This is a genomic window from Pseudomonas sp. SW-3 (assembly GCF_016615645.1).
In the GTDB taxonomy this organism is placed as follows: domain Bacteria; phylum Pseudomonadota; class Gammaproteobacteria; order Pseudomonadales; family Pseudomonadaceae; genus Aquipseudomonas; species Aquipseudomonas mandelii.
Genome location: NZ_CP067098.1, coordinates 6,409,285 through 6,434,774, shown reverse-complemented (window position 1 = coordinate 6,434,774; position 25,490 = coordinate 6,409,285). Strand labels below are relative to the sequence as shown.

Here is a 25,490-nt window from a genome sequence, read left to right as displayed (position 1 = left end):
AAGGACGTCTTCGCGGGCTAGCCTCGCTCCTACAGGTCCTGCGGTGTATCAGACCAGTTCACCGCAAAGGTCGAGCTCGACCAGACGCCGGACTTCAGAGGTGTCCAGCCCGGCACCCAGCAACCCATGCAACTTGCCCAACGCCGCCTCACGGGTCATGCCGCCGCCCGAAAGCACACCCACGCCTCGCAACCGGCTACCGGCCTCGTAGACATCCAGCTCAACGCCACCTTCATGGCATTGGGTGACGGCGACAACAACTACACCTTTGTCCCTCGCCCGCTCCAGAGCGGCGAGAAATTCAGGGTTGTCGCTCGGCCCGGTGCCACTGCCGTAGCATTCCAGCACCAAGCCTTGGATGCCGCTGTTCAGCACGCCATCAAGCTGCTCGACGCCGATGCCTGGGAACAACGGCAGCACCGCGACGTTCGCCAGTTGCTTGCTCTGGTTGTAATTCAATTGAGCCGGCAGCGAAGTGGCTTTCACACCACCGCCCTGACGCTCCAGGCGCTTGAACGGATGGCGACCGAAACTACGAACCTTCGCGCAATGAGTCGGGTCCAGCAGTTCGCCGTGGAAGTACAAATGAACGCCCGGCGCCAGGCCATGGCCCAGGGCAACCAGCGCACCGCTGAGGTTTTCCCAGGCATCGCTGTCGGTCACGCCGGCCGGCAGCATCGAGCCTGTGAACACCACGGGGGCATTCAGGCCGAGCAATTGAAAACTCATCGCGGCGGCGCTGTAGGCGAGGGTGTCGGTGCCGTGCAGGATCAGCACGCTGTCGCAGCCTTGGACATCAACGGCGTCGACCACCGCTTCACGCAGTTGCTGCCAGTACGTCGGGCTCATGTTGGCGCTGTCGATCAGCGGCGACATTTCGCGAAAGCGCCACTGCGGCACGACCACGTCGGGCTGGCTGTGCAGATATTCACGCATCCGCGCTTCGAAACCGGACGCCGGGGCCAGGCCATTGGCGCTGGCTTGCATGCCGATGGTGCCACCGGTGTAGAGCACCATGACGTGCTGGGCGGCTGGGTAGGAGTTGGGAACCATGGGAAAGTCTCCGCAAGAGATGACATGTGGGAGCGAGCCTGCCCGCTCCCACAAGTTGTGCACTTTAACTGACGGGCGCAGAGGATGCGCCCGTCGTTTACCCATCAGCGTTGCGCTGCGGGTACGCCTTGCAGTTCGGCTTCAGCCTTTGGAGCCGCGGCCGGCGGATTGGCTGGCCAGGCGTTCAAGTCCAGGTCCAGATCCGGGAATTTGCTCGAATCGAACACCGGCGTCTTGATCCCGGCGGCACGCTGGTCATCGTAGTCACGCAGGATGCGCATGCCGACCTTGAACAGCAGGAACAGCGCGATCAGGTTCACGAACGCGAGCATGGTCATGGTGATGTCGGCGAAGGCGAACACCGTGCCGAGGTTTTCGATGGCGCCCCAGAAAATCAACACCAGCACCAGCGCGCGGTAGCCAATCAGCGCCTTGCGGTTTTCACCGATCAGGAAGCGCAGGTTGCTCTCGCCCAGGTAGTAGTTGTAGAGGATCGAGGTGAACACGAACAACGACAACGCCACGGAAATGAAGCTGCGGCCCCAGTCACCGACCACGGCGGCCAGCGAGTTCTGGGTCAGTGCAATGCCGTCGCCTTCGAAGCCTGGGGTGTAGAAACCCGAGAGCAGGATCAGCAACGCGGTGCAGGTGCAGATCACGAAAGTATCGAGGAACACGCTGAACGCCTGAACCACGCCTTGTGCCACCGGGTGCTCGACGGAAGCCACGGCCGCCACGTTCGGCGCACTGCCCAGGCCCGCTTCGTTGGCGAACACGCCACGTTTCACGCCCATGACAATCGCGCTGCCGATCAGGCCGCCGAAGGCCTGGTCCAGACCGAAAGCACTTTTGACGATGGTCATCAGCATGCCCGGAACCTGGTCGAACTGCAGCACGATCACATAGATGGTCACGCCGATGTACACCAGGGTTTTCACCGGCACCAGCAGGTCAGCGACCTTGGCGATGCGCTTGATCCCACCGATGAACACCAGGCCGAGCAGCACCGCCAGGGCCAGGCCTGTGTAGGTGGTGTCGAGGCCGAACGCGTTGTTCAGCGAGTGAGTCACGGCGTGGGATTGCAGGCCGTTGAAGGCAAACCCGAAGGTCACCAGCAACAGGAACGCCATGATCATGCCCAGCCAGCGTTTCTGCAGACCGTGCTGGATGTAATAGGACGGGCCGCCACGGTAGGTGCCGTCGGCATCGCAGCGCTTGTAGAGCTGGCCGAGGGAACATTCGAAGAAGCTGCTGGACATGCCGACCAGTGCGGTCACCCACATCCAGAACACCGCCCCCGGGCCACCCAGGGTAACGGCGATGCCGACACCGGCGATGTTACCCGCGCCGACACGGCCGGCGAGGCTGAGCATCAAGGCCTGGAACGAACTGAGTTGGCCGGCGCTGCTTTTCAGGCTGTCGCGGAACACCGCGAACATGTGGAAGAAATGGCGCAATTGAACGAAACGCGAGCGGATCGTGAAGTAGCTACCGAGCCCGACAATGAGCACGATCAGTACTTTCCCTGAGAGGAAGTCGTTAATGACTTCGAGCATGGATTATTCCTCGCTGTTTTTTGTGTAGGCAAATGTTGGGCAGGCAGAAACATCGCGTTACACCGGTGTGCACGTGGCACAACAGTGAGGCGAGTGTTCGTCCCGGGCCCATATCGCAGGTTTGTTATTAGTTCGGGTTTCGCATGGGTTTGGGCCTCGTTACCGACGACCGCTCACGCGAAGAGGGGCGGCACTATACCTAGGAGAGTGCCGTCCGTCTGCACGGTTGTGGTGCAAGCGACGAAACGAAGCCTTTGAAACACCTGACTTTTTGAGCCAGGCCTTTGTAGGCGTGAGCCTGCTCGCGATGCAGGCACCGCGGTATTTCAGTTACACCGCGTTATCGTTCATCGCGAGCAGGCTCACTCCTACAGAAGACGGTTTTCCTTACAAAAGTTAAAAAAAAGGGCTTGGGGAATAAATCCCCAAGCCCTCAAAAGGTGAGAGGTGTCTAGTCCCTCGACCTGGTGAGCGTGTGGCTCCTGGTGCTCTTCGTTAAAAGAGCAAGAGTCTGCGTTCGGTCAAGCCTTCAAAGGCACCAGACGCGGAGCAATCATGTTTTCCGGGCGCAGGATGTCGGCGAGCATTTCGTCGTCGAGCAAGCCTTCTTCGCGCACCAGTTCCAGCACGCCGCGGCCGCTTTCGAGGGCGATACGGGCGATGCGGGTGGCGTTTTCATAGCCGATGTACGGGTTCAGCGCGGTAACCAGGCCGATCGAGTGCTCGACCAGCTCACGGCAACGCTCTTCGTTGGCGGTGATGCCGACGATGCAGTGCTCGCGCAGCATGTCCATGGCGCGTTGCAGCAGGCGGATCGAGTCGAAAATCTTGAAGGCGATCAGCGGCTCCATCACGTTCAGTTGCAACTGGCCGCCTTCGGCAGCGATGGTCAGGGCCAGGTCGTTGCCGATGATCTGGAACGCTACCTGGTTAACCGCTTCCGGGATTACCGGGTTGACCTTGCCGGGCATGATCGAGCTGCCTGGCTGACGCGCCGGCAGGTTGATTTCGTTGATGCCGGTGCGCGGGCCGCTGGACAGCAGGCGCAGGTCGTTGCAGATCTTCGACAGCTTGACCGCGGTGCGCTTGAGCATGCCGGAGAACAGCACGAAGGCGCCCATGTCGGAGGTGGCTTCGATCAGGTCGGCCGCCGGAACCAGCGGTTGACCGCTGATCAGGGCCAGGCGCTGAACGGCCAGGTGCTGGTAACGCGGGTCGGCGTTGATGCCGGTACCGATCGCGGTGCCGCCCAGGTTCACTTCGGTCAGCAGTTCAGGGGCCAGTGTTTTCAGGCGTGCCAGGTCTTCGCTCAACGTGGTGGCGAAGGCGCGGAATTCTTGACCCAGGGTCATCGGCACGGCGTCTTGCAACTGGGTACGGCCCATCTTCAAGACGTGGCTGAACTCAACACCCTTGGCAGCGAACGCCTGGATCAGGCTGTCGAGGCTGGCCAGCAGCGCGTCGTGACCCAGCAGCAGACCCAGGCGGATCGCGGTCGGGTAGGCGTCGTTGGTCGACTGCGCCATGTTCACGTCGTTGTTCGGGTGCAGGTATTGGTATTCGCCCTTCTGGTGACCCATGGCCTCCAGCGCGATGTTGGCGATGACTTCGTTGGCATTCATGTTGGTCGAAGTGCCAGCGCCGCCTTGAATCATGTCCACCACGAACTCTTCGTGGAAATCGCCGCGGATCAGACGGGCACAGGCTTCGCTGATGGCCGCGTGCTTGGCTTCGCTCAGGTGACCCAGCTCGCGGTTGGCGTCAGCGGCGGCCTGTTTGACCATCGCCAGGCCGACAACCAGCTTCGGGTAATGCGAAATCGGAACGCCGGAGAGACGGAAGTTGTTCACCGCTCGCAGGGTCTGGATGCCGTAATACGCTTGAGCAGGTACTTCGAGTACGCCAAGCAGGTCTTTTTCTGTGCGGAAAGATGCAGCGGAGGACATGATAGAAATCATCTCGATAAGGACCCGGTCTGTGCCGGAACGCTGCAAATGCTAGGCTTGTAGAGAATTTTCGGCCAATGCTGTTAAACACTGGCCTATGCACATTCGGCATAATGCCGATGTGACGCCGTGTGTGCGGCGAGCGTGTGACCTAAATTGGTGCGTGTCCGGGAGGACGTGATGAATCTGGAAAGTAAATGGCTCGAGGACTTCAGCGCCTTGGCCGCCACCCGCAGCTTCTCCCAGGCTGCGGAACGCCGCTTCGTGACTCAGCCCGCGTTCAGTCGCCGAATCCGCAGCCTGGAAGCCGCGCTGGGGCTGACGTTGGTCAACCGCTCGCGCACGCCGGTCGAACTGACGGCGGCGGGACAGTTGTTTTTGGTGACCGCGCGGACCGTGGTTGAACAGCTCGGCGAAGTGCTGCGCCACCTTCATCACCTGGAAGGCGGACAGGGCGAAGTGATGCAAGTGGCTGCCGCTCACTCATTGGCCTTGGGTTTCTTCCCGCGCTGGATCGCGCAGTTGCGCAATGAAGGCCTGAACATTGCCACGCGGTTGGTGGCGACCAACGTCGGCGACGCGGTGCATGCGCTGCGCGAGGGCGGTTGCGACTTGATGCTGGCGTTCTATGACCCGGACGCGGCCTTGCAGATGGACCCGGAAATCTTCCCGTCGCTGCACCTTGGTCACACGGAGATGTTGCCGGTGTGCGCGGCGGATGCCGACGGCAAACCCTTGTTCGATCTGGAAGGCGATGCCAGTGTGCCGCTGCTCGCTTACAGCGCCGGTGCGTTTCTCGGGCGTTCGGTCAATATGCTGCTGCGCCAGCGTGCGCTGCGCTTCACCACCATCTATGAGACCGCCATGGCCGACAGCCTGAAAAGCATGGCGCTCGAGGGGTTGGGGATTGCCTGGGTGCCGCAATTGAGCGTGCGTGCCGAACTGGCGCGCGGTGAACTGGTGGTCTGCGGCGGCCCGCAATGGCATGTGCCGCTGGAGATCCGACTGTATCGCTGCGCGCTGGTGCGCAAGGCGAACGTTCGTTTGCTGTGGCGCAAACTGGAAGGCGGCGCCGCCCAAGGCACGACGGGTTCCTGAAACCACTGAAGATCAAAAGTGGGAGCGGGCCTGCTCGCGAATGCGGTGGTTCAGTCAACAGTGTCGGCGACTGACACATTGCATTCGCGAGCAGACTCGCTCTCACAGGGGATTTGTGGTGTTCTTTCGCTGACCTTCAAGTCAATAAAACCGGCACTTTGCGCCGTATGACAGATGGTCGTTTCAGGGGCTGTTTATCTGCTTCATTGAGGTATACTGCGCGGCCTTCGGCCGGCTTGACTGGCCATAATTCGTACAATCAAGCCACGCATTTTGCGTGGCTTGTTGTTTTTTGACGCGCCTGCGGGCGCCCAGAGAGAAGAGGCACGACGATGAGTGCACTGGTTGGCGTGATCATGGGCTCCAAGTCCGATTGGTCCACCCTTAGCCACACCGCCGATATGCTGGAAAAGCTCGGCATCCCTTACGAGGTGAAAGTGGTCTCTGCCCACCGCACCCCGGACCTGCTGTTCCAGTACGCCGAAGAGGCGGAGGCGCGTGGCATCGAGGTGATCATCGCCGGTGCCGGCGGCGCGGCCCACTTGCCTGGCATGTGTGCGGCCAAGACCCACCTGCCGGTGCTGGGCGTGCCGGTGCAGTCGTCGATGCTCTCGGGCGTCGATTCGCTGCTCTCGATCGTGCAGATGCCAGCGGGCATTCCGGTTGCCACCCTGGCCATCGGCAAGGCCGGCGCGATCAACGCAGCCCTGCTGTCGGCGAGTATCCTCGGCGCCAAGCACCCGCAGTTCCACGCGGTGCTGAAAAAATTCCGCGCTGAGCAGACAGACAGCGTCCTGGAAAATCCAGACCCACGCATCGCCTGAGGTTGTTGACGATGAAGATCGGTGTAATCGGTGGCGGCCAGTTGGGCCGCATGTTGGCGTTGGCGGGCACCCCGCTGGGCATGAACTTCGCTTTCCTGGACCCGGCACCGGATGCTTGCGCAGCCGCGTTGGGCGAACACCTGCGGGCCGATTATGGCGATCAGGACCACCTGCGTCAGCTGGCTGATGAAGTCGATCTGGTGACCTTCGAGTTCGAAAGTGTCCCGGCTGAAACCGTGGCTTTCCTGTCGCAATTCGTCCCGGTCTACCCGAGCGCCGAAGCCCTGCGCATCGCCCGCGATCGCTGGTTCGAGAAGAGCATGTTCAAGGACCTGGGGATTCCCACCCCTGCGTTCGCCGACATTCAATCGCAAGCCGATCTGAACGCTGCCGTGGCGTCGATCGGTCTGCCGGCCGTGCTGAAAACCCGCACCCTGGGTTACGACGGCAAGGGCCAGAAAGTCCTGCGCAAACCGGAAGACGTGGTCGGCACCTTCGCCGAACTGGGCAGCGTGGCCTGCCTGCTGGAAGGCTTCGTGCCGTTCACCGGCGAAGTCTCGCTGATCGCTGTGCGTGCTCGCGATGGGGAAACCAGGTTCTATCCGCTGGTTCACAACACCCACGACAGCGGCATCCTCAAACTGTCCGTGGCCAGCACCGACCATCCGCTGCAAGCCTTGGCGGAAGACTATTCCAGCCGCGTGCTCAAGCAGCTGAATTACGTCGGCGTGATGGCGTTCGAGTTCTTTGAAGTCGACGGTGGCCTCAAGGCCAACGAAATCGCCCCGCGCGTGCATAACTCGGGTCACTGGACCACTGAAGGCGCCGAGTGCAGCCAGTTCGAAAACCACCTGCGGGCTGTTGCTGGCCTGCCGCTGGGTTCGACGGCCAAGGTCGGCGAGAGCGCGATGCTCAACTTCATCGGCAAAGTCCCGGAGACTGAAAAGGTCCTGGCCATCGCCGATTGCCATCTGCATCACTATGGCAAAGCGTTCAAGGCTGGCCGCAAGGTCGGTCACGCCAACCTGCGTTGTGCAAACCGCGAAACACTGGCCGCGCAGATCCTCAAGGTCGAAGCGCTCATCGCCGAATAAACAGTTTCATGTGGCAGCGGCGGAACCATTCTAGGTCCGCCGTTCTCTCATGGCAGGATGCGAAAGTCTGACTAGGCTTCTGCATTGCCATTCAATCAGAGGGAAGTGCCATGGGAATTATCGGAACCATCTTTATCGGCTTGATCGTCGGCCTGCTGGCTCGGTTCCTGAAACCGGGTGATGACAGCATGGGCTGGATCATGACCATCCTGCTCGGTATCGGCGGTTCGCTGGCGGCCACTTATGGCGGCCAGGCTCTGGGCATCTATCACGCAGGCGAAGGTGCAGGCTTCATCGGTGCGCTGGTCGGCGCGGTGCTGCTGCTGGTGATCTACGGTTTGATCAGAAAGAACTGATTCAAGCGACGAAGTCCTCTCCGCGCCGCACGCGGGGAGGGCTAGAATGCTCGGCGTTGCACAGACCTCTCCTTATGCCGAGCACCTTCATGCGCCGTTTTCTGCTGACTTTTCTTTTACTGGGTACGGGCCTTGCCCATGCCGGCGAACTGCCGGAAACCGACTGGCTCGAACTGATGCCCAAGTCGGACCAGAAAGCCCTCGAGGCCATGCCCGAAATCGACCACAACTCCCCCGAAGGCGATGGCACCTTTACTGAAAAAGGTGGCATGAAGCAGAGCAAGGGCTTGCCGGCGGTGATGTATTCGACCAAAACCGTGCCGTCGATGAACGACAAGAACATCCGCATCGGCGGTTATCCGGTACCGTTGGAGTCCGACGCCAAGGGCCGCAGCACGCTGTTCTTCCTTGTCCCGTACCCGGGAGCCTGCATCCACGTGCCGCCACCGCCACCTAACCAATTGGTGTTGGTGCGTTATCCGAAGGGTTTGAAGCTGGACGATATATACACACCGCTGTGGGTGACCGGCACGCTGAAGGTCGAGAAGGTCAACAATGATTTGGCTGACGCGGCGTATGCGCTGGATGCGGCGAAGGTGCGGGTGGTGCAGGAGTCGGATTTGTAACAGCGCCAACCAGACTGGCAAAGATCCACTGTGTGCGAGCCTGCTCGCGATAGCGGTGTAACAGCCAATATTGATGTTGGATGTTATGACGTCATCGCGAGCAGGCTCGCTCCCACATTGGTTTTGTGGTGTTGCTTATAAAGGGTTGCTGGCGATGCTGACTTCGAGAGTGTGGGTGGCGCCGGGTTTCAGCGTGACCACATCATCCATCACATTCGCCGTCTCGATGCACAGCATCTTCTGCCAGCCATCGTCGGCCATGTCGCTGAACGCCGCTGCGCGTTCGATCCACGGGTTCCAGATCACCGCCGAGCGCGAACCACTGCTGGTCAGCTCAATGCGCCGTTTCCAGGCCGGGTCGACAATGCTCAGCTTCGCCGGGGTATTGAGGTAGATACGGTCGGTTTCGCCGGTAAAGCGCAGATCGCCGGTCTGGGTCACGGTTTTCCAGTCATCCAGCGTTTCGATATAGCTCAAGCCAACCAGCCCTTCGACATGCACCGTGCGCACATCACTGACAGCGAAGTAACTGTGCAACGCCTGGCTGATGGTGACGGTATCGGTGCCCTGATTGTGGCTGGTCAAGCTGATGTGCAGTTGCTCATCCAGACGGATGCTCAACTTCAGATCCACCTGATGTGGCCAGCCTGGAAAGCCGCCTTCGGGGTAGGGCAGGACGAATTCCACCTTCAGGCTCTCACCCTCGGTTTCTATGCCGCCCAATTCCCAATCCATCGCCCGGACAAAGCCGTGGGCAGTCGGCGGTTCGTTGCTGACGCGCATCGCCTGGACGCTTTGCGGGTTGCGCTTGAAATTGCCGAACCACGGCCAGCACACCGGCACGCCGGCGCGGATGCTCTTGCCGGTCTTGAACACGGCCTCATCGTTAAGCCAGATCAGCGGCGGTTGGCCGGCCAATTGATAACTGAGGATGTGCGCGCCCTGCTGGGCAACCAGCAATTCGGCCTGACCGTGGCGGATGCGCCAGCAGTTCAGTTCATCCAGTTTCACGGCTTCAACGTTGGGCGTGCTCATGGGGCAACTCTCGATCAGGAACAATGACTGCAATGGACCGCAGAAAGGTCGCCGTGTTTAACGCGCGCGTGGAGGAACCGAACGAGTACGGCCGCTGCCATCAATCGCGACAAACACAAACACGGCTTCAGTCACTTTACGCCACTCGCTGGACAGCGGATCGTCGCTCCAGACTTCGACCATCATCTGAATCGAGCTGCGGCCGATTTCCAGCGCCTGGGTATAGAAGGAAAGCTGAGCGCCCACCGCCACCGGGACCAGGAACGCCATGCGATCAATCGCCACGGTTGCTACGCGCCCACCCGCAACTTTGCTGGCCATTGCGGTGCCGGCCAAATCCATCTGTGCCACCAGCCAGCCGCCGAAAATATCGCCAAAGCCGTTGGTTTCACGCGGAAGCGCGGTGATTTGCAGGGCAAGGTCGCCTTGCGGAATTGGATCTTCTTGTTCGAGCTCTATCATGCCGGGGGTGCCTCTGACCCGTGACTCTTCATTGGTACTTCAGGTGAATAGCCGTCTCAAGAAAAAACGATTCAGCCCCGAACATACTACGTTCGTCACGTTTTTCGAAAGGCGCCTAAAGGGAAACTCTGCGAAACCGACTGAGCCACGCAATGACCTTGCCAGTCATCCAGCGCGTTTTCGCACAGCAACCCCTTACAAATGCTGCAACGCAGCGAGTATATCGATCGGTAGACTCCGAGACGACCGTCCGGTTCTCATTTTGACCGTCAAATACGCACCTCTATGTGCTTTTTCGAACAATTTGCTATCGTGCCGGACCTGCCCAAGCCCTCGCCAGCGTTGTTGGGGTTGCAGATCCGACTATAAGAGAAGCCCTTGCCATGACCACAGCGCCCTCTAGCATCGCGCAGCCGACCCAGCCCGCCCGCCCGTTAACCCGTAGCGACTACAAGACGTTATCGCTGTCTGCCCTGGGCGGCGCACTGGAGTTTTACGACTTCATCATCTTCGTGTTCTTCGCCACGGTGGTGGGCAAACTGTTCTTCCCGGCGGACATGCCCGAGTGGCTGCGCCTGATGCAGACGTTCGGCATTTTCGCCGCCGGCTACCTCGCTCGTCCGTTGGGCGGCATTGTGATGGCCCATTTCGGCGACCTGCTTGGCCGCAAAAAGATGTTCACCCTGAGCATTTTCATGATGGCGGTGCCGACCCTGATCATGGGTCTGCTGCCGACCTATGCGCAGATCGGCATGTGGGCGCCGATCCTGTTGCTGTTGATGCGGGTGATTCAAGGCGCGGCGATTGGCGGTGAAGTGCCGGGCGCGTGGGTATTCGTTTCCGAACACGTGCCGCAGCGACATATCGGTTATGCCTGCGGCACCCTGACGAGCGGTCTGACGGCTGGCATCCTCCTGGGTTCATTGGTCGCCACGGCGATCAACAGCATTTACACCCCGCTGGAAGTGTCCGATTACGCCTGGCGGATCCCGTTCCTGCTGGGTGGCGTGTTCGGTCTGTTCTCGGTCTACCTGCGCCGCTGGTTGCACGAGACCCCAGTGTTTGCCGAACTGCAACTGCGCAAGGCCCTGGCCGAAGAAGTGCCGCTGCGCGCGGTGCTGCGTGACCATCGCGGTGCGATCCTGATTTCCATGTTGCTGACCTGGCTGCTGTCCGCCGGCATCATCGTGGTCATTCTGATGACGCCGACCGTGCTGCAGACCGTTTACCACTTCTCGCCAACTACCGCGTTGCAGGCCAACAGCCTGGCGATCGTGTTCCTGAGTGTAGGTTGCGTGGCTTCCGGTGCCCTGGCTGACCGTTTCGGCGCTGGCCGAGTGTTTGTGTTTGGCAGCGCCGCGCTGTTGATCAGCTCGTGGACGTTCTATCACAGCCTGTTCAACCACCCGGACTGGCTGTTCCCGATGTACGCCTTGACCGGTTTCCTGGTCGGGACCATCGGTGCAGTGCCCTACGTGATGGTCAAAGCCTTTCCAGCGGTGGTGCGCTTCAGCGGGTTGTCGTTCTCCTACAACCTGGCCTATGCGATTTTCGGTGGTTTGACGCCGATGGTGGTGACGCTGCTGCTCAAGGAAAGCCCGATGGGGCCTGCCTACTACGTGGCGATCATTTGCGGGGTCGGGATTCTGGTGGGTGCGTATCTTTGGAAGAAGGGTCGCTGATCCCCGAAACTGTCTGTAGCTGTACCGGCCCTATCGCAAGCAGGCTAGCGCCCACATTGAATTGCATTCCAATGTGGGGCTAGCCTGCTAGCGATTTGGGGCGCATGAATTATCCGGTAAAAACTCGAATGCTGGCCTTTCATCCAATTGTCATATTTCAGCCATAGAGTGTTCACACGGCCTGCTGATACTTGGCCCCGACTAACACACCCTATCTGCTAGGAGTAAGGCATGAAACTGAAGCGTTTGATGGCGGCAATGACTTTTGTCGCTGCTGGCGTTGCGACTGCCAACGCGGTTGCCGCTGTTGACCCTGCTATCCCGAGCTACACCAAGACCACTGGTGTGTCGGGCAACCTGTCCAGCGTCGGCTCCGATACCCTGGCCAACCTCATGACCCTGTGGGCTGAGAACTACAAAAAAGAATACCCGAACGTCAACATCCAGATTCAGGCTGCTGGTTCCTCTACCGCGCCACCTGCGCTGACTGAAGGCACCGCTAACCTGGGCCCGATGAGCCGCAAGATGAAGGACAACGAGCTGCAAGCCTTCGAAACCAAATACGGCTACAAGCCAACCGCTATTCCGGTTGCCGTGGACGCCCTGGCTGTCTTCGTACACAAAGACAACCCGATCCAGCACATGACCATGGAGCAAGTCGACGCGATCTTCTCCTCGACTCGTCTGTGCGGTGCTAAAACCGACGTGAAAACCTGGGGTGATCTGGGCGTGACGGGCGACTTGGCCAACAAGCCGGTTCAGCTGTTCGGTCGTAACTCGGTATCCGGCACCTACGGCTACTTCAAAGAAGAAGCCCTGTGCAAAGGCGACTACAAGCCAAACGTCAACGAACAACCAGGTTCGGCTTCGGTCGTGCAGTCGATCAGCTCTTCGCTGAACGGTGTTGGTTACTCGGGCATCGGCTACAAAACCGCTAGCGTGAAGACGGTGGCCCTGGCCAAGAAAGGCAGCACCGAGTTCATCGAAGACAGCGAAGAAAACGCCCTGAACGGCAAGTACCCACTGTCGCGTTTCCTCTACGTTTACGTCAACAAAGCCCCGAACAAGCCTCTGGCCCCGCTGGAAGCTGAGTTCGTGAAACTGATTCTGTCCAAACAGGGTCAGGAAGTTGTAGTGAAAGACGGTTACATCCCACTGCCAGCCAAGGTTGCTGCAAAAGCACTGGCTGACCTGGGTCTGCAAGAAGGCGGCAACGTAGCAAAAAAGTAAAACCCTGAGGCCGGGGTAATCCCGGGCTCTGTAGGAGCGAGGCTTGCCCGCGAAAGCGGTGGTTCAGTCAACGTGACGTTGAATGTAATGACGCCTTCGCGAGCAAGCTTCGCTCCTGCAAATGCCGGTACGCCGGCCCCCAAATTTCCGGTCCACTGCCAGTTCCCGCTGGCGGCGGACTTGTTGCGTCACTGCATTGTCATCTTTCTGTCATACAGGATCGCTAGGGTGTGCGCATGAATGATCTGGCCAATTCCACCATGACTACTAATCCCCCCAAGCGAATTGATTTCAATACGCCTGAGCTGCAACGCAAGCGCCGCATCCGCGCGCTCAAAGATCGCCTGACCCGCTGGTACGTCCTCGTGGGCGGCCTTGCCGTTCTCGGCGCGATCACGCTGATCTTTTTCTTCCTCGCCTACGTCGTCGCGCCGCTGTTCCAGGGGGCCGACCTGACTGCCAAGGACGCCATCACGCCTGCCTGGATGCAAGACGCCGGCAAGCCGCTGATGATCTCCCTGGAAGAACAGAATCAGGTCGCCATGCGGGTTTCCGACAAAGGGCAGGCGCTGTTCTTCGATATCGACAGTGGCGCCGAACTCAAGCGCGTCGATCTGCCGATCCCGGCCGGCACTACCGTGACTTCCATCGGCGAAGACCAACCGGGCCATCCCTTGGTGGCTGTAGGTTTGTCCAATGGCCAGGCGCTGGTGTTCCGCCACACGTATAAGGTCAGCTACCCGGACGGCAAGAAAACCATCTCGCCAGCCGTCGAATACCCGTACGGCGAAACTCCGATTGCGCTGAACGAGGCGGGCGGTGCGCTTGAGCACGTCAGCCTCAACGCCACCGACACCACTCTGATGCTGGTTGGCTCCACCGGTTCGCAACTCAATGTGCTCTCGCTGACCAGCGAAGAAAACATGATGACCGGCGAAGTCACCAACGAGCAGAAGCGTATCGAGCTGCCGCAGATGACCGAGCCGGTGAAGAACATCTTTGTCGACCCGCGTCAGCAATGGCTGTACGTGATCAACGGTCGCGCCCAGGCCGACGTGTTCAGCCTGCGCGACAAGAGCCTCAACGGTCGCTACAAATTGCTGGAAAACGGTGACGCCGAAATCACTGCCAGTACTCAATTGGTGGGCGGTATCTCGCTGATTCTCGGCGACTCCAAAGGCGGCCTGGCCCAGTGGTTCATGGCCCGTGACCCGGATGGCGAGTTGCGCCTGAAGCAGATCCGCACTTTCCAGATGGGCACTACGCCAATCGTTGAAATCACCGCTGAAGAACGTCGCAAAGGCTTCGTGGCCCTCGACGCCTCCGGCAAGCTTGGCGTGTTCCACAGCACCGCCCACCGCACCTTGCTGGTGGATCAGGTGGTCGACGGCCAAGGCGTCTTCGGCCTGTCGCCACGGGCCAACCGTGTGATCGTCGAAGCGGGCGGCAAGATTCAGCCGCTGCTGCTCGACAACCCGCACCCGGAAGTGTCGTGGAGCGCGTTGTGGAGCAAGGTCTGGTACGAGAACTACGACGAGCCTAAATACGTCTGGCAATCGACCGCCGCCAACACCGACTTCGAACCCAAGCTGAGCCTGTCGCCACTGACCTTCGGCACCCTGAAAGCCGCGTTCTACGCCATGCTGCTGGCCGCTCCTCTGGCCGTCGCTGCCGCGATCTACACCGCGTATTTCATGGCCCCGGGCATGCGCCGCAAGGTCAAGCCGGTGATCGAGCTGATGGAAGCGATGCCGACGGTGATCCTCGGCTTCTTCGCCGGCCTGTTCCTCGCGCCTTATGTGGAAGGGCATTTGCCGGGCATCTTCAGCCTGCTGATGCTCCTGCCGATCGGCATCCTGGTCGCCGGTTTCGTCTTCAGCCGCCTGCCTGAGTCCATCCGCCTGAAAGTGCCGGACGGCTGGGAAAGCGCGATCCTGATCCCGGTGATTCTGTTTGTGGGCTGGTTGTCGCTGTACATGAGCCCGTACATGGAAACCTGGTTCTTCGGCGGCGACATGCGCATGTGGATCTCCCACGACCTGGGCATTACCTACGACCAACGCAACGCTCTGGTAGTCGGTCTGGCCATGGGCTTCGCGGTGATCCCGAACATTTACTCCATCGCCGAAGACGCCGTGTTCAGCGTGCCCCGCGGCCTGACCCTCGGTTCCCTGGCCCTCGGTGCGACGCCATGGCAGACCATGACCCGTGTGGTGATCCTCACCGCCAGCCCGGGCATCTTCTCGGCACTGATGATCGGCATGGGCCGTGCGGTCGGTGAAACCATGATCGTGCTGATGGCCACCGGTAACACCCCGGTCATGGAAATGAACCTGTTCGAAGGTCTGCGAACGCTGGCCGCCAACGTCGCGGTGGAAATGCCCGAGTCGGAAGTCGGCGGCAGCCACTATCGCGTGCTGTTCCTCTCGGCACTGGTGCTGCTGTTGTTCACCTTCGTCATGAACACCCTCGCGGAACTGATTCGTCAGCGTCTGCGCAAGAAATACTCGTCGCTTTAAGAAAGGTAGAAGTCTGTGAAACAGAACTCCCTGAAAGGATGGTTCAAGAGCGGCGCCCCAGGCGTCTGGATCAGCGGTGGCGCGGTGTCCATCGCGGTCATCATGACCATTGGCTTGCTGGCGGTGATTGCCGTGCGCGGTCTGGGCCACTTCTGGCCGGCAGACCTGGTGCATGCCAGTTATGACGTGCCGGGCCAGGCCAACCACCTCGTCATCGGCGAAGTGGTGCAGAAAGAAGAAGTGCCGCGCGAGCGCTTGAAAAGCGCTGGTCTGCCGGTGCCCGATCAGGGCCCGGAGTTCATGACCCGTGAGCTGATCAAGGTCGGCAACCGCGACCTGAACGGCAACGACTTCACCTGGATCGTCGGCGAGTGGCTGACCAACCAGAAGACGCCGCCGGAGCTGATGGCCGTCGAGCGTCGCGAGTGGGGCAACTTCTACGGCTACCTGGTCAACGTCAAGCAGGACGGCAAAGTCATTGCTGAGGGCGAGGCCGCATGGCCCGAGTTGCAGGCCCGTGTCGATCGCGTGAACAAGCTTGCAGCACAGCTCAAGACCCTGGAAAAAGCCGACATTGGCGCGATCAACGCCGGTCTGGAACGTGTGCGTCTGCACGGTCGCAAACTGGAACTGGCCGGCCAGCTCGACGCCGCCGCGCAAGCGGACATGGAATCCGAGCGCGCTGAGCTCAATGCTCGTTATCAGGACATCGAAGCCCGCCTGAATGACCTGCACGCCCAGTTCAACCGCGACAGCCTGACCGCCCGCGATGCCAACGGCAAAGAGATCGAGATCGGCATCGGCAAAGTGGTCCGCGCCTATCAGCCGAACGCCATGGGCACCTTCACCAAGATCGGCTTCTACGTCAGCAAGGTCTGGGAATTCCTCAGCGATGACCCGCGTGAAGCGAACACCGAGGGCGGGATCTTCCCGGCCATTTTCGGCACCGTCATGATGACCTTGATCATGGCGATGATCGTGACGCCGTTCGGCGTGTTGGCGGCGGTTTACCTGCGTGAATACGCCAAGCAGAACGCGTTGACCCGGATTATCCGCATCGCGGTGAACAACCTGGCGGGCGTTCCGGCGATTGTCTACGGCGTGTTCGGCCTGGGCTTCTTCGTCTACGTACTTGGCGGTTCGGTTGACCGGTTGTTCTTCCCGGAAGCGTTGCCGGCGCCGACCTTCGGTACACCGGGTTTGCTTTGGGCGTCCCTGACCCTGGCGCTGCTGGCGGTGCCGGTGGTGATCGTGGCCACGGAAGAAGGCCTGGCGCGGATTCCTCGCACCGTGCGTGAGGGCTCGTTGGCCCTCGGCGCGACCAAGGCTGAAACCTTGTGGAAGATCGTGCTGCCAATGGCCAGCCCGGCAATGATGACCGGCATGATCCTCGCCGTGGCGCGCGCCGCCGGTGAAGTGGCGCCGCTGATGCTGGTGGGTGTGGTGAAACTGGCACCGTCGCTGCCACTGGACGGCAACTACCCGTACCTCCACCTGGACCAGAAGATCATGCACTTGGGCTTCCATATCTATGACGTCGGCTTCCAAAGCCCGAACGTCGAGGCCGCGCGGCCGCTGGTGTACGCCACGGCGCTGCTGCTGGTGCTGGTGATCGCCACATTGAACCTGTCGGCCGTTTATATCCGTAACCATCTGCGCGAAAAATACAAAGCTCTAGACAGCTAAAGCCATTAGCCACAAGCGGCAAGCTATAAGCCGCTTTTGCTCAAAACTTGCAGCTTGCAGCTAGAAGCTTGCAGCTACGAACGGAGTGAGACCCCATGCAGCACGAAGCACATACCCACGGCATCAACATGTCTGCCCTGGGCCGCGACAAACAGAGCTTGAGCCTTGAACAGGAAACCGTGGCCATCGAAGTGCCGGGCCTGAACCTGTTCTACGGCGACAAACAAGCGCTGTACGACGTCAGCCTGAACATTCCGAAACAGCGTGTGACCGCCTTCATCGGCCCGTCCGGCTGCGGCAAGTCCACGCTACTGCGTACCTTCAACCGCATGAACGATCTGGTCGACGGTTGCCGCGTAGAAGGTGAAATCAACCTGTACGGCCACAACATCTACCGCAAGGGCGAAGACGTGGCCGAACTGCGTCGTCGCGTCGGCATGGTGTTCCAGAAGCCGAACCCGTTCCCGAAAACCATCTACGAAAACGTGGTGTACGGCCTGCGCATCCAGGGCATCAACAAAAAGCGCGTTCTCGACGAAGCGGTCGAGTGGGCGTTGAAAGGCGCGGCGCTGTGGGACGAAGTCAAAGACCGTCTGCATGAATCGGCACTCGGCCTGTCCGGTGGTCAGCAGCAACGTCTGGTCATCGCGCGCACCATCGCTGTAGAGCCGGAAGTGCTGCTGCTCGACGAACCATGCTCGGCACTCGACCCGATCTCCACGCTGAAAGTCGAAGAACTGATCTACGAATTGAAATCGAAATTCACCATTGTCATCGTGACCCACAACATGCAACAGGCCGCGCGGGTTTCCGACTACACGGCGTTCATGTACATGGGCAAACTGGTGGAATTCGGCGACACCGATACGCTGTTCACCAATCCGGCGAAGAAGCAGACCGAAGACTACATCACGGGGCGGTACGGCTAGCCGTACAGCTGCAAGCCGCAAGTTTCAAGCGGCAAGTAGGAAGCGGTGCGATATCAGGACTTATACATAACTGCTTGAAGCTTGCAGCTTGAAGCTGGCAACTTTCGCGGAGCGAACCGAATGATTAGTAAAGAAGGCCTTACCCATCACATCTCCGCGCAGTTCAACGCTGAGCTGGAGGAAGTTCGCAGCCACCTCCTGGCCATGGGCGGTCTGGTGGAAAAGCAGGTCAATGACGCGGTGACCGCGCTGATCGAGGCCGACTCCGGCCTGGCCCAGCAGGTTCGCGAGATCGACGACCAGATCAACCAGATGGAACGCAACATCGACGAAGAATGCCTGCGCATTCTGGCCCGTCGTCAGCCGGCCGCATCCGACTTGCGTCTGATCATCAGCATCTCCAAATCGGTGATCGACCTGGAGCGCATCGGTGACGAAGCGACCAAGATCGCCCGCCGCGCCATTCAGTTGTGCGAAGAAGGCGAGGCCCCGCGCGGCTACGTCGAGGTTCGCCACATCGGCGACCAGGTGCGCAACATGGTGCGTGACGCGCTGGACGCCTTTGCCCGCTTCGACGCCGACCTGGCGTTGTCGGTGGCCCAGTACGACAAGATCATCGACCGCGAATACAAGACCGCACTGCGTGAGCTGGCGACCTACATGATGGAAGACCCGCGCTCTATCTCGCGGGTCTTGAGCATTATCTGGGTGCTGCGTTCGCTGGAGCGGATCGGCGACCACGCGCGCAATATCTCGGAACTGGTGATTTACCTGGTGCGCGGCACGGACGTGCGTCACCTGGGCCTCAAGCGCATGAAAGAAGAAGTTGAAGGCACAAGTGGCGAAACCGCTAATGTTCCGGGCAAAGCTGACGATAAGTAAGACTGCCCAAGAAAAACGCCCGGTCCTTTGGCCGGGCGTTTTTGTGTGTGGCTTTCGACTTCAAAAGCAGCACCCGCGAACGAAAAGTCCCGGCGTGACTGAAGGTTTTTGGCAATGTGCCATCAGCAAAACGGTATGCTTGCCGGGATTTTTTCGAGGGGTGATGGATGAGCAAGATCAGTGTGTTGGTGGTGGACGATGCAGCGTTCATTCGTGACCTGGTAAAGAAGTGCCTGCGTAACTACTTCCCGGGTATCCGGACCGAAGATGCCATCAACGGCAAAAAAGCTCAGGCCATGCTGGCCAAGGAAGCGTTCGACCTGGTGCTCTGCGACTGGGAAATGCCGGAAATGTCTGGCCTGGAACTGCTGACCTGGTGTCGCGAGCAGGACAATCTCAAGACCATGCCCTTCGTGATGGTGACCAGCCGTGGCGATAAAGAGAACGTGGTCCAGGCGATTCAGGCCGGCGTTTCCGGCTACGTCAGCAAGCCCTTCACCAACGAACAACTGCTGACCAAGGTCAAGCAAGCGCTGAACAAGGTCGGCAAGCTCGACGCCTTGATGAACGGTGCGCCGACCAAAATGAACTCGGCTTTCGGCAACGATTCCCTGAGCGCATTGACCGGCGGCAAGGCGGCCGTGGTCGCACCTGCAGCGACGCCGGTCAACCCGTTCGCCAAACCTGCTGCCGCCGCGCCGACCCCTGCCCCGGCGGCGTCTCGCGGTTTGCTCAATAGCCCGCCGGTCAAGGCGCCGGGCGCTGCTTCCGCTCCCGCCAGCGGTCGGGGTCAAGGCCAGCTGCGTTTGCCAAGCGGCATTCAGCAGTGCGTGATCAAAGCCTTGAGCATCAAGGAAGCGCTGCTGGTGGTAAAGCGCACCGACACGCTGCCGCAAGTCCTCGACAGCGCCGTGCTGGACCTGGAGCAGGGCGACAACGCTGAAGTCGCCCGCCTCAATGGCTACTTGCACGCCATTGTCGCGTTTGAGCCGAAACCTGACAGCGACTGGCTGCAACTGACCTTCCGCTTTGTGGATCAGGATGCGCAGAAGCTCGACTACATCTCCCGATTGATCGCACGTGGCACGGCGCAGAAGCATTTCGTCCCAGGCGCGTAATCTTCATCGCCTGAGAGTCCGTCTTCGCGGGCAAGCCTCGCTCCTACAGATCACACCGACCTGTAGGAGCGAGGCTTGCCCGCGAAGGGGCCATCAAACTCACCGCACATCCCCTTTGCTGCCCATTTTGAAACATCTGCCGACTACCCGGGTCCATTGCAGCTGCTAGGCTCCTTCCCAGGCCTCACTCGACAGACTCTTGCCCATGCTCGCGCGCCTGCTGTTTTTCTGTGGTCTTTTCATGGCCTCCACCTCGGCTGTGGCCATGACGATCTACAAGTCCAAAGACGCCAATGGCGTGGTCTCCTACAGCGACCGCCCCACGAAAGGCTCCCAGGTGTTCGTTTTTCGTGATCGCATGGTCGAGCACCTTGAGCGCCAGGTGTACCTGGAGATCAAGAAGCAGAAGGGCGTGGACAACGTGTACGTGCGCAACGACCTGTATGCGCCGGTCGAGATCGAGCTGAGTTTTGCCGGGTTGAGCAATGTCAGCGGCGCGCCGAGCCGACCGATCCGCCGGGTGATGCCGGCCCGCAGCAACATCCGTCTGGCGCTGCTCACGGCGACGAAGGCCGGAAGGCCGCTGGCCTACACCCCAAGGTTCGAATACTCCCTGGGCGACCCTTCAGGGGCTGCCATGGCCTATCGGTATCCGCTGCCCTGGCGTGGTGGGCCGTTTCGCTTGAGTCAGGGTGCCAACGGCCAATACAGCCATTTCGGCGCCAAAAACCGTTACGCCATGGACATCGCCATGCCCGAAGGCACGCCGATCATTGCGGCGCGGGGCGGGGTGGTGGTGAAAACTGAAAATGCCCAGACCGGACGTGGCACCGATCCTTCAGGCAATTTCGTGCGGGTGCTGCACGATGACGGGACGATGGGCGTGTACCTGCACCTCAAGCAAGGTTCGGTGGGCGTTCGCGAGGGGCAACGGGTAGCGGTGGGGAGTGCGCTGGCCCTGTCGGGCAACACCGGCAACAGCAGCGGGCCGCATTTGCACTTCGTGGTGCAGCGCAATACGGGGCTTGGGTTGGTGTCGATTCCGTATCAGTTCAATCAGCCGGTGGGCGCGTTGCCCAACTTTGCGTTGGGCAAGCAATAGCCGGATCAGCACGATTACTGTGGCGAGGGAGCTTGCTCCCGCTGGGCTGCGAAGCGGCCCCAACGCCTGCAACCGCACACCGCATTCATCGGTTTACGACTGCTACGCCCTGGCGCGGATCGGCCGGCGCGAGCAAGCTCTCTCGCCACAAGAGCTCGCTCGCCGCCGGTGTCGCGCTTAATCGAGCATCAACACCTTGGCCAGAATGATCTTCGGCCCTTTCATTTTCTTGATGATGATCCGCAAGCCTTCGACTTCCAGCACTTCTTCCTCTTCCGGCACCCGCTTCAGGGTTTCGTAAATCAGCCCGGCGAGGGTTTCGGCTTCGATGTGGTCCAGGTCGATGCCCAGCAGGCGTTCGACCTTGAACAACGGCGTATCACCGCGCACCAGCAGCTTGCCCGGCTGGTACGCGAGAATGCCGCGCTCAGCCTTGCGGTGTTCGTCCTGAATGTCGCCGACCAGCACCTCAAGCACGTCTTCCATGGTCAGGTAGCCGATGATGTTGCCATCGGCTTCTTCGACCAGGGCGAAGTGCGAGCCACCCTTGCGGAACTGCTCCAGCAACTGCGACAGCGGCATGTGCCGCGACACGCGTTCCAGCGGCCGGGTCAGTTCGGCGAGGTTGAATGACTCGGGAATGTGGTCCAGGGCCGCCAGTTCCAGCAGCAGATCCTTGATGTGCAGCAAGCCGACGAACTCTTGGCGATCGCTGTCGTACACCGGATAGCGGCTGAACTTGTGGCGACGGAACATCGCCAGGATTTCCTTGAGCGGCGCGTTGAACTCCAACGTCACCAGGTCTTCACGGGAGTTAGCCCAGTCGACCACCTCCAGCTCGCCCATTTCCACGGCGGAAGCCAACACACGCATGCCTTGGTCGCTCGGGTCCTGGCCACGGCTGGAGTGCAGGATCAGTTTCAGTTCTTCACGGCTGTAATGGTGTTCGTGATGCGGGCCGGGTTCACCCTGGCCGGCGATCCGCAGGATGGTGTTGGCGCTGGCGTTGAGCAGGTAGATCGCCGGGTACATGGCCCAGTAGAACAGGTACAGCGGCACTGCGGTCCAGAGCGACAGCAACTCGGGTTTGCGAATGGCCCAGGATTTCGGGGCCAGCTCACCGACCACAATGTGCAGGTACGAGATGACGAAGAACGCAGCGAAGAACGATACGCCTTTGACCACTTCGGGCGACTGCACGCCGACGGCTTCAAGCAGCGGCTCCAGAATGTGCGCGAACGCCGGTTCACCGACCCAACCCAGGCCCAGGGAGGCGAGGGTGATACCCAATTGGCACGCTGAGAGGTACGCATCGAGCTGACTGTGAACGGTGCGCAGGATGTGTCCGCGCCAGCCGTTTTTCTCAGCGATGGCCTCGACCCGGGTCGAGCGCAATTTGACCATGGCGAATTCCGCCGCAACGAAAAAGCCGTTGAGCAAAACCAGGATCAGAGCAAAAAGAATCATGCCGAAATCGGCGAAGAGTGTCGCGAGGGTCAAGCCAGGGGAAGGGTCCATGATGGAGTTTTGCGGGTTCCGTGTATTCGAATAGGGGGTCAATGCGGTGCCTGAAGGGCAGGCACAAGTCAGCCAATGTAGCGGCTGACCGGGCGATTGCCTAGTGGCGAGTGCTGGCCGGTATCAGTCGGCGGTGCTGATGACCCGGGTTTTTGTGACCTGAGCGGGCGCGAAATGGCAGGTAAAGGTGCTGCCGTGGCCCGGTACGCTGCTGATTTCCATCCGTGCGCGGTGGCGCAGCAGCACGTGTTTGACGATTGCTAGGCCCAGCCCGGTGCCGCCGGTGTTGGAATTGCGGCTGGAGTCGACGCGGTAGAAGCGTTCGGTCAGGCGCGGCAGGTGTTTGCTGTCGATGCCGATCCCGGAATCCTGCACGCTCAGGTGCGCGCCTTGCTCATCGCCCCACCAGCGAATGCGGATATTGCCTTCGGCCGGCGTGTATTTCACTGCGTTGAACACCAGGTTGGAAAACGCGCTGCGCAACTCGGCTTCGCTGCCCTTGAGCAGGATCGTTGGATCAGCTTCCAGGGTGATGCGCTGGTTTTTCTGGCCGGACAACTGCTGGGCGTCGCTCGTGATCGATTGCAGCAAGCCGTCGATGGCCACGGGCTGGTTGTCCGAGGGGTAATCGGTGGCTTCCAGTTTGGCCAGCAACAACAAGTCGTTGAGCAAGGTCTGCATGCGCCCGCCTTGCTGCTGCATTTGCTGCAAGGCACGGGTCCAGCGCGGGTTCACTTCCTCGGCGTTATCCAGCAAGGTTTCCAGGTAACCGCAGATGACCGTCAACGGTGTGCGCAGTTCATGGGAGACGTTGGCGATGAAGTCTTTGCGCATCTGTTCCAGCTGATGGATACGCGTCACGTCGCGCACCAGCATCAGGTGTTCGTTGTTGCCGTAGCGGGTGATGTACAGCTGAATGCGCAGGCGATCGTTGATCGGCGAAGGGATTTCCAGCGGTTCGGCGTAGCTGTCCTGCTCGAAATATTCCTTGAAGCGCGGATGGCGCACCAGGTTGGTGACCGGCTGGCCGCTGTCTTGCGGCGTCTTCAGGCCAAGCAGTGTTTCGGCGGCGCGGTTCCACCACTCAAGGTTGCCCTCGCTGTCGAGCATGATGACGGCGTCTTTCAGCGCGGCAGTGGATTCCTGGACCCGATCGATCACCGCTTGCAGGCGTCCGCGCACGCGTTGGTCGCGACGTTGCAAGTGGTAGATGCTGTCGAACACTTCGCCCCACAGGCCATAGCCGTCGGGTGGTGCCTCGTCGGGTTTGTGCAGCCGCAGCCATTCGTGCAGCCGCAGCAATTGCTTGAGGGTCCAGGCCAGGTAAAGGCCCAGGCCCGCGGCGAGACTCCAGCCGTAGTAGCCGGTAATCAGGCCGATCACCAGACACCCGGTCACCAGCAACAGCATGTGGCGGATCAGGGTGCCATGCCAGTTTTGGTTCAATTGAACACGCGTCCTTGTCAGCTTGTCGGGCGGGAAAGCTCTTGGTCAGGCTTTGGTAGAAAAGCGGTAACCGGTGCCACGCACGGTTTGTACCAGATTCTCATAGGCATCACCGAGGGCTTTGCGCAGACGGCGGATGTGCACGTCGACGGTGCGCTCTTCGACATACACGTTGCCGCCCCAGACCTGATCCAGCAACTGGCCACGGGTGTAGGCCCGTTCCTGGTGAGTCATGAAAAACTGCAGCAGACGATATTCGGTCGGGCCCATCTCGGCGGGTTTGCCGTCGATGGTCACACGGTGGCTGATCGGGTCCAGCAGCAGGCCGCCGACTTCGATCGGTGTCTCGCCATCGGTAGGACCGGCACGGCGCAGCACGGCTTTGAGGCGCGCCACCAGTTCACGGGGGGAAAACGGTTTGGTGATGTAATCGTCAGCGCCGACTTCCAGCCCCTGGATCTTGTTGTCCTCTTCGCCCTTGGCGGTGAGCATGATGATCGGGATGTCCCCGGTCAGCTCATCGCGCTTGAGACGGCGAGCCAGCTCGATACCGGACGTGCCGGGCAGCATCCAGTCGAGCAGGATCAGGTCCGGTTTGCGGTCGACGATGATGGCATGGGCCTGTTGGGAGTTCTCGGCCTCCAGGCAGTCATAGCCGGCCATTTCCAACGCAACGGCGATCATTTCGCGAATGGGCGCTTCGTCGTCGACGATCAGAATGCTCCTGCCAACCATGCCTTAATCCTCTTGTCATTTAACTGTCTTGCGCCGCATTAGATAACGGAATTATTGCAGTCGTGTGACAGCAATTTAGCAGGTCGGCGGTGGTCATGATCCTGAACTAAGCTCTAAGTCCGAATCCTGACAACCACAAAAGGAAGGTTTCCATGAATCACATTGCTCAATCCTGGAAGGCATTGTTAGTGACTGCAGCTCTAACGCTGCCGACCATGGCCTTCGCCGCCGACCCGGCGATGATGAAGGACGGGATGATGGTCGACCACAAGGGCATGACCTTGTACACGTTTGACAAGGACAGCGGCGGCAAGTCGATGTGTAATGACGATTGCGCCAAAAACTGGCCACCTATGATGGCACCGGCGGGTGCCACGGCCGCTGGCAAGTGGAGCGTCATCAAGCGCGATGACGGCACGAGCCAGTATGCCTACGACGGTAAACCTCTTTACACCTTCGTGAAGGACAAAAAACCCGGCGACATGGTGGGCGACAAAATGAAAGACGTCTGGCACGTTGTTCACGAGTCGCAAAAATAGACGACTCAACGCCTGTAGCCGTTGCCGACACATAGCGTCGGCAACGGCTTGGGC

Annotated in this window: 22 protein-coding genes; 14 read left to right on the top strand and 8 right to left on the bottom strand. The window is 60.2% G+C overall.

The window, feature by feature from the left end:
- Positions 1-48: 48 nt before the first annotated feature.
- The 3 genes from JIO00_RS29245 to aspA all read right to left on the bottom strand — a co-directional run bounded on the left by JIO00_RS29245 (position 49) and on the right by aspA (position 4,555).
- Positions 49-1,053 carry an asparaginase gene (locus JIO00_RS29245; protein ID WP_200667308.1) on the bottom strand — a complete coding sequence of 335 codons (1,005 nt, stop codon included), beginning with the start codon at positions 1,051-1,053 and terminating at the stop codon, positions 49-51.
- Positions 1,054-1,157: 104 nt separating this feature from the next.
- A complete protein-coding gene (locus JIO00_RS29240; RefSeq protein ID WP_010465343.1) occupies positions 1,158-2,609 on the bottom strand; it encodes an alanine/glycine:cation symporter family protein in 1,452 nt (483 codons plus the stop codon).
- A 521-nt stretch (positions 2,610-3,130) separates the two neighbouring features.
- Positions 3,131-4,555 carry an aspartate ammonia-lyase gene (gene aspA, locus JIO00_RS29235; RefSeq protein WP_010465341.1) on the bottom strand — a complete coding sequence of 475 codons (1,425 nt, stop codon included), beginning with the start codon at positions 4,553-4,555 and terminating at the stop codon, positions 3,131-3,133.
- A gap of 180 nt (positions 4,556-4,735) precedes the next feature.
- Here aspA and JIO00_RS29230 point away from each other — a divergent pair, with 180 nt between their 5' ends.
- The 5 genes from JIO00_RS29230 (at position 4,736) to JIO00_RS29210 (ending at position 8,553) form a co-directional block, all read left to right on the top strand.
- Complete coding sequence (locus JIO00_RS29230) at positions 4,736-5,653, top strand: LysR substrate-binding domain-containing protein (RefSeq protein ID WP_010465339.1); 918 nt, start codon at positions 4,736-4,738, stop codon at positions 5,651-5,653.
- Positions 5,654-5,985: 332 nt separating this feature from the next.
- Complete coding sequence (purE, locus tag JIO00_RS29225) at positions 5,986-6,477, top strand: 5-(carboxyamino)imidazole ribonucleotide mutase (RefSeq protein WP_008150032.1); 492 nt, start codon at positions 5,986-5,988, stop codon at positions 6,475-6,477.
- Between the two features lie 11 nt (positions 6,478-6,488).
- Positions 6,489-7,571, top strand: a complete 1,083-nt coding sequence (locus tag JIO00_RS29220) for a 5-(carboxyamino)imidazole ribonucleotide synthase (protein WP_200667306.1) — start codon at positions 6,489-6,491, stop codon at positions 7,569-7,571.
- Positions 7,572-7,681: 110 nt separating this feature from the next.
- Positions 7,682-7,927 (top strand): GlsB/YeaQ/YmgE family stress response membrane protein, encoded by a 246-nt coding sequence (locus JIO00_RS29215; RefSeq protein ID WP_200667304.1) that lies wholly within the window; start codon positions 7,682-7,684, stop codon positions 7,925-7,927.
- An 89-nt stretch (positions 7,928-8,016) separates the two neighbouring features.
- Positions 8,017-8,553: a DUF3299 domain-containing protein gene (locus JIO00_RS29210; RefSeq protein WP_102594569.1), complete on the top strand. Its 537-nt coding sequence runs from the start codon at positions 8,017-8,019 to the stop codon at positions 8,551-8,553.
- A gap of 135 nt (positions 8,554-8,688) precedes the next feature.
- Here the strand turns inward: JIO00_RS29210 and JIO00_RS29205 are convergent, their stop codons facing one another.
- Together JIO00_RS29205 and JIO00_RS29200 are read right to left on the bottom strand one after the other, a co-directional pair.
- Positions 8,689-9,588, bottom strand: coding sequence for a D-hexose-6-phosphate mutarotase (locus JIO00_RS29205; RefSeq protein WP_200667303.1), 900 nt, complete (start codon positions 9,586-9,588; stop codon positions 8,689-8,691).
- A 57-nt stretch (positions 9,589-9,645) separates the two neighbouring features.
- Entirely contained in the window at positions 9,646-10,050 is a 405-nt protein-coding gene (locus tag JIO00_RS29200; protein WP_007896491.1) for an acyl-CoA thioesterase, read from the bottom strand.
- Between the two features lie 383 nt (positions 10,051-10,433).
- Here JIO00_RS29200 and JIO00_RS29195 point away from each other — a divergent pair, with 383 nt between their 5' ends.
- From JIO00_RS29195 to JIO00_RS29160, 8 genes are all read left to right on the top strand, one after another.
- Positions 10,434-11,732 (top strand): MFS transporter, encoded by a 1,299-nt coding sequence (locus JIO00_RS29195; protein ID WP_010465323.1) that lies wholly within the window; start codon positions 10,434-10,436, stop codon positions 11,730-11,732.
- A 231-nt stretch (positions 11,733-11,963) separates the two neighbouring features.
- Positions 11,964-12,962, top strand: a complete 999-nt coding sequence (locus JIO00_RS29190; RefSeq protein WP_010465320.1) for a phosphate ABC transporter substrate-binding protein PstS family protein — start codon at positions 11,964-11,966, stop codon at positions 12,960-12,962.
- A gap of 485 nt (positions 12,963-13,447) precedes the next feature.
- Positions 13,448-15,481, top strand: coding sequence for an ABC transporter permease subunit (locus tag JIO00_RS29185; RefSeq protein WP_169857242.1), 2,034 nt, complete (start codon positions 13,448-13,450; stop codon positions 15,479-15,481).
- A gap of 15 nt (positions 15,482-15,496) precedes the next feature.
- Complete coding sequence (gene pstA / locus JIO00_RS29180) at positions 15,497-17,167, top strand: phosphate ABC transporter permease PstA (RefSeq protein ID WP_077748552.1); 1,671 nt, start codon at positions 15,497-15,499, stop codon at positions 17,165-17,167.
- Positions 17,168-17,262: 95 nt separating this feature from the next.
- On the top strand, positions 17,263-18,096 hold the full coding sequence (gene pstB, locus JIO00_RS29175) for a phosphate ABC transporter ATP-binding protein PstB (protein WP_010465315.1): 834 nt from the start codon (positions 17,263-17,265) through the stop codon (positions 18,094-18,096).
- A 120-nt stretch (positions 18,097-18,216) separates the two neighbouring features.
- Positions 18,217-18,978 carry a phosphate signaling complex protein PhoU gene (gene phoU, locus JIO00_RS29170; RefSeq protein ID WP_008150055.1) on the top strand — a complete coding sequence of 254 codons (762 nt, stop codon included), beginning with the start codon at positions 18,217-18,219 and terminating at the stop codon, positions 18,976-18,978.
- A gap of 167 nt (positions 18,979-19,145) precedes the next feature.
- Positions 19,146-20,096, top strand: a complete 951-nt coding sequence (locus tag JIO00_RS29165) for a response regulator (protein ID WP_083375443.1) — start codon at positions 19,146-19,148, stop codon at positions 20,094-20,096.
- Between the two features lie 205 nt (positions 20,097-20,301).
- Positions 20,302-21,198, top strand: coding sequence for a peptidoglycan DD-metalloendopeptidase family protein (locus tag JIO00_RS29160; protein ID WP_077748554.1), 897 nt, complete (start codon positions 20,302-20,304; stop codon positions 21,196-21,198).
- Positions 21,199-21,375: 177 nt separating this feature from the next.
- On the opposite strand, the gene JIO00_RS29155 is transcribed toward JIO00_RS29160, so the two are convergent.
- The 3 genes from JIO00_RS29155 to phoB all read right to left on the bottom strand — a co-directional run bounded on the left by JIO00_RS29155 (position 21,376) and on the right by phoB (position 24,897).
- On the bottom strand, positions 21,376-22,716 hold the full coding sequence (locus tag JIO00_RS29155) for a hemolysin family protein (protein ID WP_010465310.1): 1,341 nt from the start codon (positions 22,714-22,716) through the stop codon (positions 21,376-21,378).
- A gap of 123 nt (positions 22,717-22,839) precedes the next feature.
- Positions 22,840-24,126 (bottom strand): phosphate regulon sensor histidine kinase PhoR, encoded by a 1,287-nt coding sequence (phoR, locus tag JIO00_RS29150; RefSeq protein ID WP_231990966.1) that lies wholly within the window; start codon positions 24,124-24,126, stop codon positions 22,840-22,842.
- Positions 24,127-24,207: 81 nt separating this feature from the next.
- Entirely contained in the window at positions 24,208-24,897 is a 690-nt protein-coding gene (gene phoB / locus JIO00_RS29145) for a phosphate regulon transcriptional regulator PhoB (RefSeq protein WP_008150066.1), read from the bottom strand.
- Between the two features lie 152 nt (positions 24,898-25,049).
- Between phoB and JIO00_RS29140 the strand changes: the two genes are divergently transcribed.
- A complete protein-coding gene (locus JIO00_RS29140) occupies positions 25,050-25,436 on the top strand; it encodes a COG4315 family predicted lipoprotein (RefSeq protein ID WP_145306524.1) in 387 nt (128 codons plus the stop codon).
- Positions 25,437-25,490: the final 54 nt, after the last annotated feature.

Coding starts and splice junctions, on each gene's coding strand:
- JIO00_RS29245 (WP_200667308.1), bottom strand. CDS start 1,053: ATGGTTCCCAACTCCTACCCAGCCGCCCAGCACGTCATGGTGCTCTAC.
- JIO00_RS29240 (WP_010465343.1), bottom strand. CDS start 2,609: ATGCTCGAAGTCATTAACGACTTCCTCTCAGGGAAAGTACTGATCGTG.
- aspA (WP_010465341.1), bottom strand. CDS start 4,555: ATGTCCTCCGCTGCATCTTTCCGCACAGAAAAAGACCTGCTTGGCGTA.
- JIO00_RS29230 (WP_010465339.1), top strand. CDS start 4,736: ATGAATCTGGAAAGTAAATGGCTCGAGGACTTCAGCGCCTTGGCCGCC.
- purE (WP_008150032.1), top strand. CDS start 5,986: ATGAGTGCACTGGTTGGCGTGATCATGGGCTCCAAGTCCGATTGGTCC.
- JIO00_RS29220 (WP_200667306.1), top strand. CDS start 6,489: ATGAAGATCGGTGTAATCGGTGGCGGCCAGTTGGGCCGCATGTTGGCG.
- JIO00_RS29215 (WP_200667304.1), top strand. CDS start 7,682: ATGGGAATTATCGGAACCATCTTTATCGGCTTGATCGTCGGCCTGCTG.
- JIO00_RS29210 (WP_102594569.1), top strand. CDS start 8,017: ATGCGCCGTTTTCTGCTGACTTTTCTTTTACTGGGTACGGGCCTTGCC.
- JIO00_RS29205 (WP_200667303.1), bottom strand. CDS start 9,588: ATGAGCACGCCCAACGTTGAAGCCGTGAAACTGGATGAACTGAACTGC.
- JIO00_RS29200 (WP_007896491.1), bottom strand. CDS start 10,050: ATGATAGAGCTCGAACAAGAAGATCCAATTCCGCAAGGCGACCTTGCC.
- JIO00_RS29195 (WP_010465323.1), top strand. CDS start 10,434: ATGACCACAGCGCCCTCTAGCATCGCGCAGCCGACCCAGCCCGCCCGC.
- JIO00_RS29190 (WP_010465320.1), top strand. CDS start 11,964: ATGAAACTGAAGCGTTTGATGGCGGCAATGACTTTTGTCGCTGCTGGC.
- JIO00_RS29185 (WP_169857242.1), top strand. CDS start 13,448: ATGCAAGACGCCGGCAAGCCGCTGATGATCTCCCTGGAAGAACAGAAT.
- pstB (WP_010465315.1), top strand. CDS start 17,263: ATGCAGCACGAAGCACATACCCACGGCATCAACATGTCTGCCCTGGGC.
- phoU (WP_008150055.1), top strand. CDS start 18,217: ATGATTAGTAAAGAAGGCCTTACCCATCACATCTCCGCGCAGTTCAAC.
- JIO00_RS29165 (WP_083375443.1), top strand. CDS start 19,146: ATGAGCAAGATCAGTGTGTTGGTGGTGGACGATGCAGCGTTCATTCGT.
- JIO00_RS29160 (WP_077748554.1), top strand. CDS start 20,302: ATGCTCGCGCGCCTGCTGTTTTTCTGTGGTCTTTTCATGGCCTCCACC.
- JIO00_RS29155 (WP_010465310.1), bottom strand. CDS start 22,716: ATGGACCCTTCCCCTGGCTTGACCCTCGCGACACTCTTCGCCGATTTC.
- phoR (WP_231990966.1), bottom strand. CDS start 24,126: ATGCTGTTGCTGGTGACCGGGTGTCTGGTGATCGGCCTGATTACCGGC.
- phoB (WP_008150066.1), bottom strand. CDS start 24,897: ATGGTTGGCAGGAGCATTCTGATCGTCGACGACGAAGCGCCCATTCGC.
- JIO00_RS29140 (WP_145306524.1), top strand. CDS start 25,050: ATGAATCACATTGCTCAATCCTGGAAGGCATTGTTAGTGACTGCAGCT.